Source organism: Micromonospora acroterricola (assembly GCF_003172955.1).
Lineage (GTDB): Bacteria > Actinomycetota > Actinomycetes > Mycobacteriales > Micromonosporaceae > Micromonospora > Micromonospora acroterricola.
The window spans coordinates 1-13,557 of sequence record NZ_QGKR01000203.1; the positions used below are offsets into that span (position 1 = coordinate 1).

15 protein-coding genes are annotated in these 13,557 nt (G+C 71.0%); 11 read left to right on the forward strand and 4 right to left on the reverse strand.

Going from position 1 to position 13,557, the window contains the following annotated elements:
- From DKT68_RS16310 to DKT68_RS16325, 4 genes are all read left to right on the forward strand, one after another.
- A partial coding sequence (locus DKT68_RS16310) for a metallopeptidase TldD-related protein (protein WP_109818268.1) occupies positions 1-1,123 on the forward strand: 1,123 nt, incomplete at its 5' end.
- Positions 1,124-1,386: 263 nt separating this feature from the next.
- Positions 1,387-2,193, forward strand: coding sequence for a hypothetical protein (locus tag DKT68_RS16315; protein ID WP_109818269.1), 807 nt, complete (start codon positions 1,387-1,389; stop codon positions 2,191-2,193).
- A gap of 12 nt (positions 2,194-2,205) precedes the next feature.
- Positions 2,206-4,134 carry a fumarate reductase/succinate dehydrogenase flavoprotein subunit gene (locus DKT68_RS16320; protein WP_109818270.1) on the forward strand — a complete coding sequence of 643 codons (1,929 nt, stop codon included), beginning with the start codon at positions 2,206-2,208 and terminating at the stop codon, positions 4,132-4,134.
- A complete protein-coding gene (locus DKT68_RS16325; protein WP_109818271.1) occupies positions 4,131-5,195 on the forward strand; it encodes a succinate dehydrogenase/fumarate reductase iron-sulfur subunit in 1,065 nt (354 codons plus the stop codon). Before DKT68_RS16320 ends, DKT68_RS16325 begins: the two co-directional genes overlap by 4 nt.
- Positions 5,196-5,277: 82 nt before the next feature.
- Here DKT68_RS16325 and DKT68_RS16330 read toward each other — a convergent pair whose 3' ends face one another.
- Positions 5,278-5,763 (reverse strand): (deoxy)nucleoside triphosphate pyrophosphohydrolase, encoded by a 486-nt coding sequence (locus DKT68_RS16330; protein WP_109818272.1) that lies wholly within the window; start codon positions 5,761-5,763, stop codon positions 5,278-5,280.
- A 183-nt stretch (positions 5,764-5,946) separates the two neighbouring features.
- Between DKT68_RS16330 and DKT68_RS16335 the strand changes: the two genes are divergently transcribed.
- Together DKT68_RS16335 and DKT68_RS16340 are read left to right on the forward strand one after the other, a co-directional pair.
- Positions 5,947-6,255 (forward strand): 4a-hydroxytetrahydrobiopterin dehydratase, encoded by a 309-nt coding sequence (locus DKT68_RS16335; protein WP_109818273.1) that lies wholly within the window; start codon positions 5,947-5,949, stop codon positions 6,253-6,255.
- Between the two features lie 128 nt (positions 6,256-6,383).
- Positions 6,384-6,707 (forward strand): hypothetical protein, encoded by a 324-nt coding sequence (locus tag DKT68_RS16340; RefSeq protein WP_109818274.1) that lies wholly within the window; start codon positions 6,384-6,386, stop codon positions 6,705-6,707.
- Between the two features lie 65 nt (positions 6,708-6,772).
- On the opposite strand, the gene DKT68_RS16345 is transcribed toward DKT68_RS16340, so the two are convergent.
- The gene (locus DKT68_RS16345) at positions 6,773-7,195 is read right to left on the reverse strand and encodes a VOC family protein (RefSeq protein ID WP_201749067.1); all 423 of its coding nucleotides are present in this window, start codon (positions 7,193-7,195) and stop codon (positions 6,773-6,775) included.
- Positions 7,192-7,545 (reverse strand): DUF1801 domain-containing protein, encoded by a 354-nt coding sequence (locus tag DKT68_RS16350; protein WP_109818275.1) that lies wholly within the window; start codon positions 7,543-7,545, stop codon positions 7,192-7,194. Before DKT68_RS16350 ends, DKT68_RS16345 begins: the two co-directional genes overlap by 4 nt.
- Before the next feature lie 118 nt (positions 7,546-7,663).
- Here DKT68_RS16350 and DKT68_RS16355 point away from each other — a divergent pair, with 118 nt between their 5' ends.
- The 5 genes from DKT68_RS16355 (at position 7,664) to DKT68_RS16375 (ending at position 12,149) form a co-directional block, all read left to right on the forward strand.
- Positions 7,664-8,554, forward strand: a complete 891-nt coding sequence (locus tag DKT68_RS16355; RefSeq protein ID WP_109818276.1) for a LysR family transcriptional regulator — start codon at positions 7,664-7,666, stop codon at positions 8,552-8,554.
- Positions 8,551-9,294 (forward strand): class I SAM-dependent methyltransferase, encoded by a 744-nt coding sequence (locus tag DKT68_RS16360; RefSeq protein WP_109818277.1) that lies wholly within the window; start codon positions 8,551-8,553, stop codon positions 9,292-9,294. Before DKT68_RS16355 ends, DKT68_RS16360 begins: the two co-directional genes overlap by 4 nt.
- A gap of 101 nt (positions 9,295-9,395) precedes the next feature.
- Positions 9,396-9,758 (forward strand): PH domain-containing protein, encoded by a 363-nt coding sequence (locus DKT68_RS16365; protein WP_007464929.1) that lies wholly within the window; start codon positions 9,396-9,398, stop codon positions 9,756-9,758.
- Between the two features lie 230 nt (positions 9,759-9,988).
- Positions 9,989-10,720: a class I SAM-dependent methyltransferase gene (locus DKT68_RS16370; RefSeq protein WP_109818278.1), complete on the forward strand. Its 732-nt coding sequence runs from the start codon at positions 9,989-9,991 to the stop codon at positions 10,718-10,720.
- 145 nt (positions 10,721-10,865) lie between these two features.
- On the forward strand, positions 10,866-12,149 hold the full coding sequence (locus DKT68_RS16375; protein WP_109818279.1) for an MFS transporter: 1,284 nt from the start codon (positions 10,866-10,868) through the stop codon (positions 12,147-12,149).
- A 321-nt stretch (positions 12,150-12,470) separates the two neighbouring features.
- Here DKT68_RS16375 and ychF read toward each other — a convergent pair whose 3' ends face one another.
- Positions 12,471-13,556: a redox-regulated ATPase YchF gene (ychF, locus tag DKT68_RS16380; RefSeq protein ID WP_109818280.1), complete on the reverse strand. Its 1,086-nt coding sequence runs from the start codon at positions 13,554-13,556 to the stop codon at positions 12,471-12,473.
- Between the last annotated feature and the right edge of the window lies 1 nt (position 13,557).

A 13,557-nucleotide genomic window follows, 5' to 3' on the forward strand; every position in this document is an offset into this window, starting at 1 on the left:
GCCCGACCCGGCGTGGCCGGGGCTGGCCCCGCCCGTACCCGCGCCGGCCGCTCCGCCCGTCGACGAGGCCACCGCGCACGCCGAGCCGGATCAGCGGGCCGACCGGGTCCGCGCGTTCGTGGCCGCTGCCGGCGGCCTCACGACGGCCGGCTACTGCCGCACCGCGTACCGCTCGTCGGCGTTCGCCAACTCGGCCGGGCACACCGCGCACGGCCGCTCCGTGGAGGCGGCGATGGACGGCATCGCCCGCCGCGACGGCGCGGACGGGGTGGCCCGGCGCTGCGCCGACCGGCTGTCCGACCTCGACGGCGCGGAGCTGGGCGCGCACGCGGCGGCGAAGGCCCACGCGGCGGCCGACCCGGTCGAGCTGCCGCCGGGGCGTTACGAGGTGGTCTTCGAGCCGGCCGCCGTGGCGGACCTGTTGCAGAACCTCTCCTGGTACGGCTTCAACGGCAAGCGGTACGCCGAGCGGCAGTCCTTCGCCGAGCCGGGGGCGGACCAGTTCGACCGGTCGGTGACCCTGGTGGACGACCCGCTGGGCGCGTCGGGGCTGCCGTTCGACGCCGAGGGCACCGGCCGGCGGGCGCTGACCCTGGTCGAGTCGGGCACCACCCGGGCGGTGGCGCACGACCGGCGCACCGCCGGCGAGGCGGGCGCGGAGTCCACCGGGCACGCGGTCGCGGGTGGCGCCACCTGGGGCCCGATGGCTCGCAACCTGCGTCTGTCCGGGGCGGTGGCCGGCCCGGCCAGCGCGGTGGGCCGGAGCACCACCGGCGCGGCGGCGGGCGCGGTGGTCGACGCGGACACGGCGGCGCTGGTCGCCGGGGTACGCCGAGGGCTGCTCGTCACCGACCTCTGGTACACCCGCGTGCTCGACCCGAAGAGCCTGGTCGTCACGGGGCTGACCCGTAACGGCGTCTGGTTGGTCGAGGACGGCACGGTCGTGCGGGCGGTCCGCGACCTGCGGTTCACCGAGTCGTACCCGCGGGCGCTCGGGCCGGGCGCGGTGCTCGGGCTGGGCGGGCGGCCGGTGCGTCAACCGGACCGGGTGGACGGTGTCTGGTGGGAGGCGCCGCCGGTGCGGCTGGCGTCGTGGCACTTCACCGGGGGCGCCTCCGGCTGACCGGGCCGGGCGGGCAGTGACGTTCTTAACACCGTGCCATCGATCGGCGTGCCAGGGCTTTTCCGCAGGCCGGACACACGGGACACTCCCTTGCGCGGACGGCTCGCAGAGATCGGCGTAACGTGTGTCACTTAGCTGCGCCGGTCGTTCCGGCGTGGTCGTTGGTGTGCGCTTGACGTGGCAGCGGGTGCGGGTTCGCCGGTCCGCGTGCCGACCGGAGAAGATCAGCCCGCCCGTACGGGCCCGTCGAGGAGACGACTCGAATGACATCAACGGCAACGAAGCCGCGGGGAGCGCGGGCGCGCGCCGCGATCGCGGCGAAGACGTTGCGTACCGACCGGTGGTGGCTCGCCCCGCTGATCACCGTGATCGGGCTCAGCGCCTGGGTCGCGTACGCGACGGTCCGGGTCTTCATGCACAAGTGGTACTGGGTCGACGAGTTCCACTACCTGACCCCGTTCTACTCGCCCTGCGTCACGGAGCGGTGTGTGGAGGGCGCCTCGCACTTCGGCCGCTTCCTGCCGGGCTGGTGGATCATCCCGGACGCCGCGCTGACCCTGCCGTTCCTGCTGCTGTTCCGGCTCACCTGCTACTACTACCGCAAGGCGTACTACCGGTCGTTCTGGCTGTCGCCGCCGGCCTGTGCGGTGCCGGACGGTCACGCCTCGTACGGCGGCGAGACCCGGTTCCCGCTGCTCGGCCAGAACCTGCACCGCTACTTCTTCTACGCCGCCGCGATCATCTCGCTGATCAACACCTGGGACGCGATCCTGGCCTTCCACTCGCCGAAGGGCTTCGGCTTCGGGCTGGGCAACATCGTCCTGCTGGTCAACGTGGTGATGCTCTGGGCGTACACGATCTCCTGCCACTCCTGCCGGCACATCATCGGCGGCCGACTCAAGCACTTCTCCAAGCACCCGGTGCGCTACCGGGCCTGGACGGGTGTGTCCTGGCTGAACGTCCGGCACATGCAGCTCGCCTGGATCACGCTCGGCACGCTGGCGCTGACCGACTTCTACGTCATGGCGATCGCGGCCGGCTGGTTCAACGACCTGCGGTTCATCAACTAAAGGGCCCCTGACATGACCACTACCACGCGAATCGAACGACACCACTACGACGTCGTCGTGATCGGGGCCGGCGGCGCCGGCCTGCGCGCGGCGATCGAGGCCCGGCTCGCCGGCAAGAAGACCGCAATCATCTCCAAGTCGCTGTTCGGCAAGGCGCACACGGTGATGGCCGAGGGCGGCGCCGCCGCCGCGATGGGCAACGTGAACAGCCGGGACAACTGGCAGGTGCACTTCCGCGACACCATGCGCGGCGGCAAGTTCCTGAACAACTTCCGGATGGCCGAGCTGCACGCGAAGGAGTCGCCGCAGCGGATCTGGGAGCTGGAGACGTACGGGGCGCTCTTCGACCGCACCAAGGACGGCAAGATCTCCCAGCGCAACTTCGGCGGCCACGAGTACCCCCGGCTGGCCCACGTCGGCGACCGGACGGGTCTGGAGCTGATCCGCACCCTCCAGCAGAAGATCGTCTCGCTCCAGCAGGAGGACCAGCGGGAGCACGGCTCGTACGACGCCCGGATCAGGGTGTTCTCCGAGACCACCATCACGGAGCTGCTGCTCGACGGTGACCGGATCGCCGGGGCGTTCGGCTACTACCGGGAGTCCGGCGAGTTCGTCCTCTTCGAGGCGCCGGCCGTGGTGCTGGCCACCGGCGGCGTCGGACGCTCCTACAAGGTCACTTCGAACTCCTGGGAGTACACCGGGGACGGTCACGCGCTGGCGCTGCGCGCCGGGGCGACGCTGATCAACATGGAGTTCCTCCAGTTCCACCCGACCGGCATGGTCTGGCCGCCCTCGGTGAAGGGCATCCTGGTCACCGAGTCGGTCCGCGGTGACGGCGGTGTGCTGCGGAACTCCGAGGGCAAGCGGTTCATGTTCGACTACGTCCCCGACGTCTTCCGCAAGCAGTACGCGGAGACCGAGGAGGAGGCCGACCGCTGGTACACCGACCCGGACAACAACCGGCGCCCGCCGGAGCTGCTGCCCCGCGACGAGGTGGCCCGCGCGATCAACAGCGAGGTCAAGGCCGGCCGGGGCTCCCCCGCCGGCGGCGTCTTCCTGGACATCGCGAGCCGGCGCTCCGGCGACGAGATCCGCCGGCGGCTGCCCTCGATGTACCACCAGTTCAAGGAGCTGGCCGACGTCGACATCACCGCGGAGCCGATGGAGGTCGGGCCGACCTGCCACTACGTGATGGGCGGCGTCGAGGTGGACCCGGACTCGGGCGCCGCCTTCGGCCACGTACGCGGGCTCTTCGCCGCCGGTGAGGTCTCCGGCGGCATGCACGGCTCCAACCGACTGGGCGGCAACTCGCTGTCCGATCTGCTGGTCTTCGGCAAGCGGGCGGGCGGGCACGCGGCGAGCTACGCCGACGGGCTGCCGGCCCGGCCGAAGGTGGCCGTGGCCGCGGTCGAGGCCGCCGTGGAGACGGCGCTGGCCCCGCTGCAGCGGGACACCGGCGAGAGCCCGTACACCCTCCAGCAGGATCTCCAGGCGGTGATGGGGGACCTGGTAGGGATCATCCGCCGTGAGGGCGAGCTTGAGGACGCGCTCAGCAGGCTGGCTGAGCTGCGCGAACGCGTGGCCAAGGTGAGCGCGGCCGGCGGGCGGCGCTACAACCCGGGCTGGCACCTGGCCCTGGACCTGCGCAACATGCTGGTGGTCTCGGAGTGCACCGCGAAGGCGGCGCTGGAGCGGCAGGAGTCGCGCGGCGGGCACACGCGGGAGGACTATCCGGCGATGGAGCCGAAGTGGCGGCAGGTCAACCTGGTCTGCGCGCTGGACGGCGACACCGTGCGGCTGATCCGCAAGCCGCTGCCGAAGATGCGGCCGGAGCTGATCGGCCTCTTCGACCGGGCGGAGCTGGCCAAGTACCTCACCGACGAGGAGCTCGCTGACTTCGACGCTCTCGTCCCCGACGCTGGAGAGGCGGACAACCGATGAGCGCGAAGCGTCAGTTCCGGATCTGGCGGGGCGACGAGACCGGCGGCGACCTGCAGGACTACATGGTCGAGGTCAACGAGGGCGAGGTCGTCCTCGACATCATCCACCGCCTTCAGGCCACCGACGCGCCCGACCTGGCGTGCCGCTGGAACTGCAAGGCCGGCAAGTGCGGCTCGTGCTCCATGGAGATCAACGGCAAGCCGCGGCTGGGCTGCATGACCCGGATGTCGACCTTCGGCGACGAGGAGACCGTCACGGTCACCCCGCTGCGGACGTTCCCGGTGATCCGGGACCTGGTCACGGACGTCTCGTTCAACTACGAGAAGGCCCGGGAGACGCCGGCGTTCGCCCCGCCGGAGGACGTGGCGCCGGGCGACTACCGGATGCAGCAGGTCGACGTCGAGCGCTCGCAGGAGTTCCGCAAGTGCATCGAGTGCTTCCTGTGCCAGACCGTCTGCCACGTGATCCGCGACCACGACGAGAACAAGCAGGCGTTCTCGGGGCCGCGGTACTTCATCCGGGCGGCCGAGCTGGACATGCACCCGCTGGACACCCGGACCGACCGCAAGGAGTACGCGCAGGCCGAACAGGGCCTGGGCTTCTGCAACATCACCAAGTGCTGCACCGAGGTCTGCCCCGAGCACATCAAGATCACTGACAACGGGATCATCCCCATGAAGGAGCGGGTCGTCGACCGCAGGTACGATCCCCTTGTGTGGCTTGGTAGCAAGATCTTCCGTCGGGGCGAGACGCCCCAGACCAGCGTGACCACCGCCCGCCAGGGCTCGGCGACGCCGCCGAGTACGAGCCGGGGCGGGGTCCACTCGCACGCGGGTGGCTCCCACGACCCGCAGGCCGAGGCGCAGGCACAGAGCGGCGTCAACTGGCACCGGGAGGTGCCCCACCCGACCGCCCCGGCGGTCGACGACCGGGGCCGGCTTCCGCTGACCGAGCTCACCTTCGACCGGGCCGCCGCGCCGTCGCCGTTCGGCGACGACGTGACCTTCCCGCTGCCTCCGGAGCACCTCAACTTCGCGCACCCGGAGCAGGACAAGCACTGAGCACGACCACCAGGACGGGGGCTCCGGCATCGCCGGGGCCCCCGTCCCGCATTTCCGCGTGATCACGAGGTGGGCGGGCGTTTCACCGCCCGGCGGACCCGCCGACCTCGTGGTCAACCGACGGGTGGCCGGGATCCGCGAGCAGGGGGCGGAGCGCGGCGACGATGGGCGCGTCGGCGGGAAGCCAGGTGACCGAGTCCAGCTCGTCGGCGGCCAGCCAGCGCAGCGCCGAGTGCTCCAGCGCCTGTGGCTGATCGTCGTGCAGCAGGCGTGCCGTGTACACCTTGAGCACCGAGCGGCCGTGGGCCATCCGCACGTTGCGGCCGACCCGGTCGCCGACCTCCACGCGTACGGCGAGCTCCTCGGCGCACTCCCGGGCCAGCGCGTCGGTCTCGGCCTCCCCCGGTTCGACCTTTCCGCCGGGAAACTCCCACATTCCCGCCACCTCGGGCGGGGCGGAACGCGCGCAGGCGAGCACCCGCCCGTCCCGGATGATCGCCGCTCCCACGATCACCTTCGGGTCCCGTCGTTCGGCCTGCCCGCCACCATTAGCCCGTTCGGTCCGCACGGGCGTCCAGGGTGCCAGATCAATCGGCGGTTTGGGTACCGTCGCCGTCCGCTAGGCCAACAGAACACGGAAGTGTGGGCGTGGACACCCCTTCCGAGCGGCGACAGACTAGAGGGCACCGACAAGACACGGGATGGCGACGATTTGGCCACAAGCCGGCAACGGCGCTTGGGGGGTGCGGTGATGCGTGTGCTGTTCAACAGCCGGGCCAAGCACGACTACCTTTCCGACGCGTTGACCTTGCTATCTGGTTGGACGCGTGAAGGCGAGCAGATCCGACGGACTCTCGAGATCGACGAGACCCAACACGCGGCGCTGACCGAACGGGTGAAGGTCGTCGCCGACGCGCTGCACCTGCGCCCCGAGATCAGCCGCCGGTCAGACAGTACCCAGATCCGGGTCGGGCACGGTAACGGCGAGCCGCTGACCGAGGGCGAGGTCCTGCTGGCGGCCCGAATCGAGGACGCCTATCGCGCGGTCACGGAGTCCTGACCGCTCCGTTGCGGGACCGTGAGAATTCTGAGGTTTTCCTGAATAGCACCCGGGTATCGATTCGGTGCGGTAGCGGACGACAGGCCGCAACCAACTCGAATCGCTGATATCCCACTTCAGGAGCTGACATGACGACCCCCATTCAGAACCGCGGCACCGACCAGGTCGAGCACGCCGGCCAGCACGATGTCCGCCGCGTGCACCGGCACGGCGACGAGACCAAGCCGTCCTGGAAGACCACCGAGCTGGCGGTCTACCTGCTCGCCGTCATCGGGGTCCTGATCGCCTCGAACGCCGTCGGCGACGGCGCTGCCAACAACGGTGGCGACTACTTCGCCGCCGACAAGGCGTGGTGGTTCATCACCCTGCTGACCATCGGTTACCTGGTGAGCCGCGGCCTGGCCAAGTCCGGCAGCCGCAGCGCGGACCACGACCCGCGCAGCGACCACTGACGTACCCCTGGAAGCCCGCGCTCCCCGTTCTCGGACGGGAAGCGCGGGCTTCCGCGTGGTCGGGCTCATCCGTCAACGGCGTCCTGCGGGTACCAGCGCAGCTCCACCGCGTTGCCGTCCGGGTCCCGCACGTAGATCGAGGTGGCCGAGCCGCGGGCGCCGAAGCGGTCGACCGGCCCGGTCAGCACCGTGAAGACGCCCGAGTCGACCACCTGCGCCCAGTCCAGCGGCGCCACCACCAGGCAGAAGTGGTCGACGTTGGCGCCCCGCCGGTCGCCCCGGACGAGGTCGATGATGCTCTCGGGGCCGATCCGCACCGACGGGAACGGGACGGCGCCGGCCCGCCACTCGTCCACCCGTACCGGCGCCAGCCCGAGCCGGCCGCAGTAGAAGTCCAGCGACCGCTCCACGTCGTCGACGGTCAGCACCAGATGGTCGAAGCCGGTCACCCGCACCGCGCTGCCGTGCCTGCTGGTTCGCTCGCTCACGCCTCCTCCAGCGCGGCCGCCGCGCGCAGCCACTCGGTGAACAGGGCCGGGTCGATGTCGGCGACGCCGCGCAGCTTCACCACCGCCATCGTCCGCGCGGCGGGCACCAGTCGCCCGGACCCGTCGGCGATCTCCTGACCCCGCCACAGTCCGAAGGTGACGTGGGACCCGTACGCCTTGACCAGGCAGACCGGGCGCTGGCCGGGCCGGTCGCCCAGGCCCCACACCGGGTGGCCGTGCCACATCGCGCCGGTCGCCCCGGGCAGGGCGTCCACGATGACGGGCGTCAGCTTCTCCCCGATCTCGCGCAGCGGGTCGGCCAAGCCGGCCAGGTAGTCGTCGATGCTCATCTCGCAGCCTCTCGGTCGAGCGGGTGTCTCTGCCGCATTCACGATCCGCTGTCGGAGGACACCGACCAAGACCGGTTGCCGCTACGATCGTTGACCACAGGTCAACGGTGGGAGCGGCGTGCTGGAGCGGTACGAGGTCGAGACGTTCCTGACGCTCGCCGAGGAGCTGCACTTCGGCCGGACCGCCGAGCGGCTTCGGGTCAGCACCGGCCGGGTCAGCCACGTGATCAAGAAGCTGGAACGCCAGATCGGGGCGCCGCTGTTCGCGCGGACCAGTCGGGTCGTCCGCCTCACCCCCATCGGGCGGCAGCTCGCCGACGAACTCGCCCCACTGGTGGCCGGAATGGACGAGGCGGTCCGCCGCGCGGTCGACGCCGGCCGGGGCGTCACCGGGACCCTGCGGGTGGCGTTCCTCGGCGAGTGGACGGCTCCGGTGCTGCTCCGGGCGGTGGCCCTGTTCTCCGAGCGGCACCCCGACTGCCGGGTGGAGGTGCACGAGGCACAGTTGTCCACCACCCGGTCAGGCCTGCTCGACGGCTCGACCGACGTGCTGATCGCCTCGTACCCGTTCGACGGGATGGTCAACGGCCCGGCGCTACTGACCGAGGACCGGATGCTGGCGGTGCCCGCCGACCACCCGCTCACCCGGGAACGGTCCGTGTCACTGGAGGTGCTCGCCGACCATCCGGTCGTGCAGTACCCGCCCGTGACCTCGGCGGAGTTCAAGCGGGACCGGACCCCGGAGCGCACCCCGTCCGGCCGGCCGGTGCCGACGGGCCCGGCCGGAAACACCTTCTCGGAGATGCTGTCGCTGGTGGCCATGGGCCGGGGCGTGCTGCCGGTGGGCGAGCACACCCGGCGCTACTACCCGCGCCCCGACGTGGCGTACGTGCCGATCCACGACGCGCCGCCGATCCAGCGGGGTCCGGTGTGGCTGGCCAGCAACACCACCGCCCGGGTACGCGAGTTCGTCCGCGCCGCGACCGACGCCAGCAGCACGGACCGATGAGACACGGCGAGTTCCGCCATCCGCGCCTGGTCCAGGTGTACGACGCCGAGTGCCCGTGGGGCCCGGACGACGACTTCTTCCAGGCGGTGGTCGACGAGACCCCCGCCGCCCGGGTCCTCGACCTGGGCTGCGGCACCGGCCGGCTGACCGTCGCCCTCGCCGCCTCTGGCCACACCGTCACCGGCGTCGACCCCGCCGGCGCGTCCCTGGCCGCCGCCCGCGACAGGCCGGGCGGCGAACGGGTGACCTGGGTCGAGGGCACCTCGGCCGTGCTGCCGAGCCGGGCGTTCGACGTGGCGGTGCTGACCAGCCACGTCGCGCAGTTCTTCGTCGACGACGCGGAGTGGGCGCGTACCCTCGCCGATCTGCGGCGGGCGCTGGCGCCCGGGGGCCGACTGGTCTTCGACGCCCGCGACCCGGCGGACCGCCGCTGGGAGCGCTGGAACCCGGTCGACTCCCGGCGGCGCGTCAGGCTGCCGGACGGCGACGAGGTCCGCGCCTGGACCGAGGTGACGGGGGTACGCGAGGGCGCGGTCAGCTTCACCCACCACTACCACTTCCCCGACGGGGAGGAGTTGCTCAGCTCGGCGACGCTGCGCTTCCGCACCGAGGCCCAGCTACGCGACTCCCTGTCCACGGCGGGCTTCACCGTGGACCACATCCACGGGGGCTGGCACCGCGAGCCCGTCGGCCAGGGCGACGGCGAACTCCTCATCGTCGCGCACACCGAAGCCCCGTGATCACTTGATGGCCAGTAGTCGTCTGAGGGCCTGTCGAACTGCTGACCATCAAGTGATCATGGCTGGGGCAGGGCTGGCACCGCCTGCCTAGCCTGATGTGCATGGCGAACATCGCGTACGACCGCAAGGAGCAGGTCCAGCAGATCGAGAGTGGACTCCTCGACGGAGAGCAGATCATCGCCGTCTACGACGCTGTCGGCACCGGCACCGGCTTCATCGGGCTGACCGACCGGCGCGTGATCATCCAGGACCGCTCGTTCGTCGGGAAGCGGCATGCGATCACCAGCATCCCGTACTCGAAGATCACCAGCGTGAGCGTGGTCAGCAACAAGTCCTGGGGTGGCACGTTCTTCTCCACCGGCGCTATCGCGATCCACGTCGGCACGCACACCTACGAGGTGGAGTTCCGTGGCGCGCAGAAGAGCCACCACGTGCACAACGTGATCCTGCACCACATCTCCTGAGCGCCCGGAGCAGCCGCGGGCCCGGCCGAGGTAAATGCCTTGCCGGGCCCCGGCGTCCTCTGGTGTCCTCACCCGACAGCCGCGCGAAGGGAGCAGCCGACATGCCTGACTCAACGAAGTCCCCCCGACCGACCGTCATCCGACCTGAGGAATCGAGACTTCGTGAACAGACCTGCTCCCCTGACCACGGCGCGGCAGCGCGCCACTGACACCAACCCCGGAGGCCGCTGATGTCGGTCTTCGACGATCCCGGCCTCTTCGGCCGCCTGTGGGCCGCCGGCTACGACGACGGACCCAACCCCGACCCGGCGCCGGCCGTGGACTTTCTGGCCGACCTGGCCGATGGCGGCCCGGTTCTCGAACTGGCGATCGGCACGGGCCGGATCGCGCTGCCGCTGGCCGAGCGCGGCCTCGGCGTGCACGGCGTCGAGGCGTCCGAGGAGATGCTGGCGACGATGCGGGCCAAGCCCGGCGGCGACCAGATTCCGGTGGTGGTGGCCGACATGGCGGACGTACCCGTGCCGGGCCCGTTCCGTTTGGCGTACCTCGTCTACAACACGCTGTTCAACCTGGTGGACGCCGAGCGGCAGGCGGACTGCTTTCGCAACGTCGCCCGGGTGCTGTCGCCCGGCGGCGCCTTCGTCGTGGAGGCGTTCGTACCCGACCCGCGCAGCTTCGACTCCGACGAGCAGGTACAGGTCCGTGCCGTGACCGAGGACTCGGCCACGATCCGGCTGCACCGGTACGACCGGTCGGCGCAGCGCTTCATCCGGCAGACCATCACCTTCGACGGCGACGGTGTGCACCTGAAACCCTTCGCCATGCGGTACTGCTGGCCGCACCAGATGGACGAGATGGCGCAGCGGGCCGGGCTCCGGCTCACCGAGCGGTACGCCGACTGGCACCGACGACCGTTCGACGCCGACAGCACGGCCCACATCTCCGTCTACCGGGCCGAATAGCGGCGGTTGGTCGACTCCGGGCCCGGGTCCACCGTGGCGCCGGAGTCGACCTCCGTCAGGGGAGGGGGCGGGCTCCGCCCTGAGCTGATTCTGCTGGTAGCGACCTTTGTTGATGCGCAGGACCTCAGTCGGGTCAGCTGGCACCATGCCACCGCACACCGCGTCGCCCTCCTTCCCGCGCTCCTCGCCCTACTGGCCGGTGGTCAGTCATCCCCTGCTCCGGCGGGTGCTGCCCGGGTTGGCGGTGTCCGCCCTGGGCGACGGGATGGCGGTGGTCGCGGTGACCTGGCTCGCCATCCAGCTCGCACCGCAGGGCCAGCGCGGCACGTGGATCGCCCTCGCGGTGGCGGCGTACACCCTGCCCAGCGCGGCCGGAACCGTCATCTTCGGCCGGCTGCTGCGCGGTCGCAGCGGCGCCCAGCTCGCCGGCTGGGACGCCATCCTGCGGGCCTCCGCGCTCGCGGCGATCCCGCTCGCCCACCTCGCTGGCGTCCTCACCATCGGGCTGTACGTGGTCCTGCTGGCGGCATCCGCGCTGCTGCACTCGTGGGGCTCCGCCGGACGGTTCACCCTGATCGCCGAACTCCTGCCGCAGGCACACCACCTGCCGGCCAACGCGGTGCTCACCACCATCTCCGGGTTCGCCACCATCGCCGGCCCGCCGTTGGCGGGCATCCTGATCGGCTGGGCGGGGCCGGTGTGGGTCATCGCCATCGACGCGGCCACCTTCGCCGTGCTGGCGCTCACCTACCGCCTCGCCCTTCCCGCCGCCGGCCCCGTCCACCGGTACGCCCGCGGCGCCTCGCGGACCGCCGGCTTCGCGGTCATCCGTCACAACCCCGCCCTGCTGGGCCTGCTGGTGCTGAGCCTCGGGTTCTTCTTCCTCTTCGGACCGGTGTACGTCGCCATGCCGATCCACATCACCGATGACCTGCACGCCTCCGCGACGCTTCTCGGCATCTACTACACCGCCTTCGGCGTCGGCGGTCTCGTCGGAGGTCTGGTCGCCGGCCACCTGCGCCGCTGGCCGCTGCGGGCCACCACCATCGGCATCGTCGTCGGGATCGGCGTCGCCATGCTGCCACTCGGCCTGGGCGCACCCGTCGGCCTGTCGCTGCCCGCCTTCGCCCTCGCGGGCCTGATCTGGGCGCCGTACATGTCCACGTCGATGGCGTTGTTCCAGCGCAGCACGTCCACCGCACAGCTCCCGGCGGTGCTGGCCGCGAACGGCGCCATCCTCGTGCTGGCGGTGCCCCTGGGCACCATGCTCGGTGGCCCCCTGGTGGGCGTCATCGGTGCCCGCCAGACGCTGCTTCTCTCCGCCGCGGCGACCGTGGCCCTCGGCCTGATCGCCGGCGGTCTCACGCTGCTGCGTCCCAGGCCCTCCCCCACGGGTTCCCAGCTCGCCTCGCGCGCCTCCAGGCACTGATGACCCGTGCATACGTCGCGGCAGGGCGAGGCGATACGGCCGGAGCCATTACCGCCGACGAGGAAGCACAACGCGCTTCGACCGAGTTCAAACAGTCGCCGATCGGCTCCGACCCACATCACTGACCCGATTCGCCACCCACATCGCGCTACACCGCGCGCTCATGATGGCCAAGGCAGGGGACCGGTCCGGAGGACTGGCATACGCACGACGCGCCTGGGCAACACTGCCAGCAGACCGCCGCTCAAAAACCCTTGGACTCGTGGTACGCGAAGTGGAGCGGGCGGCACGACAACGACACTGAGCTGCCTCAGGCCGGATTCAGACGTTGAAGCGGAACTCCACCACGTCGCCGTCCTGCATGACGTACTCCTTGCCCTCGATGCGGACCTTGCCCGCCGCCTTGGCCGCCGCCATCGAACCAAGCTCGACCAGGTCGTGGTACGAGACCACCTCGGCCTTGATGAAGCCGCGCTGGAAGTCGGAGTGGATGACGCCCGCGGCCTCCGGCGCGGTGGCGCCGACCGGGACGGTCCAGGCCCGCGCCTCCTTCGGTCCGGCGGTCAGGTACGTCTGGAGCCCCAGGGTGCGGAAGCCGACCCGGACGAGCTGGTTGAGACCGGGCTCGTTCTGCCCGATCGACTCCAGCAGCTCGCGGGCCTCCTCCTCGGGCAGGTCCACCAGCTCGGACTCGATCTTGGCGTCCATGAAGACGGCCTCGGCGGGGGCGACCAGGGCGCGCAGTTCGTCGAGGAACGCGGCGTTGGCCAGCTCGGCCTCGTCGACGTTGAAGACGTACAGGAAGGGCTTGGTGGTGAGCAGGTGCAGCTCGCGCAGGTGCTCCAGCTCGATCTTGGCGGCGGCGGCCCCGGAGTACAGGGTGGTGCCGCCGTCGAGCACCTCGATGGCCGCCTTCGCGGCGGCGACCGCGGCCAAGCGGTCCTTGCGGAGCTTGGCCTCCTTCTCCAACCGGGGCAGCGCCTTGTCCAGGGTCTGCAGGTCGGCGAGGATCAGCTCGGTGTTGATCGTCTCGATGTCGTCGGCCGGGGAGATCTTGCCGTCGACGTGCACCACGTTCGGGTCGGAGAAGGCCCGCACCACCTGGCAGATCGCCGAGGCGTCGCGGATGTTGGCCAGGAAGGCGTTGCCCCGGCCCTGCCCCTTCGACGCGCCGCGGACCAGGCCGGCGATGTCGACGAACGACACCGGGGCCGGCAGGACCTTCTGCGAGGAGAAGATCTCGGCCAGCTTGCCCAGCCGCTCGTCGGGCAGCCCGACCACGCCGACGTTGGGCTCGATGGTGGCGAACGGGTAGTTCGCCGCCAGCACGTCGTTCTTGGTCAACGCGTTGAAAAGCGTGCTCTTGCCGACGTTGGGCAGGCCGACGATGCCGATGGTGAGACTCACG

What these genes read in the sequence shown, in the direction of transcription:
- DKT68_RS16315 (WP_109818269.1), top strand. Translation starts at nt 1,387, where the DNA reads ATGACATCAACGGCAACGAAGCCGCGGGGAGCGCGGGCGCGCGCCGCG.
- DKT68_RS16320 (WP_109818270.1), top strand. Translation starts at nt 2,206, where the DNA reads ATGACCACTACCACGCGAATCGAACGACACCACTACGACGTCGTCGTG.
- DKT68_RS16325 (WP_109818271.1), top strand. Translation starts at nt 4,131, where the DNA reads ATGAGCGCGAAGCGTCAGTTCCGGATCTGGCGGGGCGACGAGACCGGC.
- DKT68_RS16335 (WP_109818273.1), top strand. Translation starts at nt 5,947, where the DNA reads ATGCGTGTGCTGTTCAACAGCCGGGCCAAGCACGACTACCTTTCCGAC.
- DKT68_RS16340 (WP_109818274.1), top strand. Translation starts at nt 6,384, where the DNA reads ATGACGACCCCCATTCAGAACCGCGGCACCGACCAGGTCGAGCACGCC.
- DKT68_RS16350 (WP_109818275.1), bottom strand. Translation starts at nt 7,545, where the DNA reads ATGAGCATCGACGACTACCTGGCCGGCTTGGCCGACCCGCTGCGCGAG.
- DKT68_RS16360 (WP_109818277.1), top strand. Translation starts at nt 8,551, where the DNA reads ATGAGACACGGCGAGTTCCGCCATCCGCGCCTGGTCCAGGTGTACGAC.
- DKT68_RS16365 (WP_007464929.1), top strand. Translation starts at nt 9,396, where the DNA reads ATGGCGAACATCGCGTACGACCGCAAGGAGCAGGTCCAGCAGATCGAG.
- DKT68_RS16370 (WP_109818278.1), top strand. Translation starts at nt 9,989, where the DNA reads ATGTCGGTCTTCGACGATCCCGGCCTCTTCGGCCGCCTGTGGGCCGCC.
- DKT68_RS16375 (WP_109818279.1), top strand. Translation starts at nt 10,866, where the DNA reads ATGCCACCGCACACCGCGTCGCCCTCCTTCCCGCGCTCCTCGCCCTAC.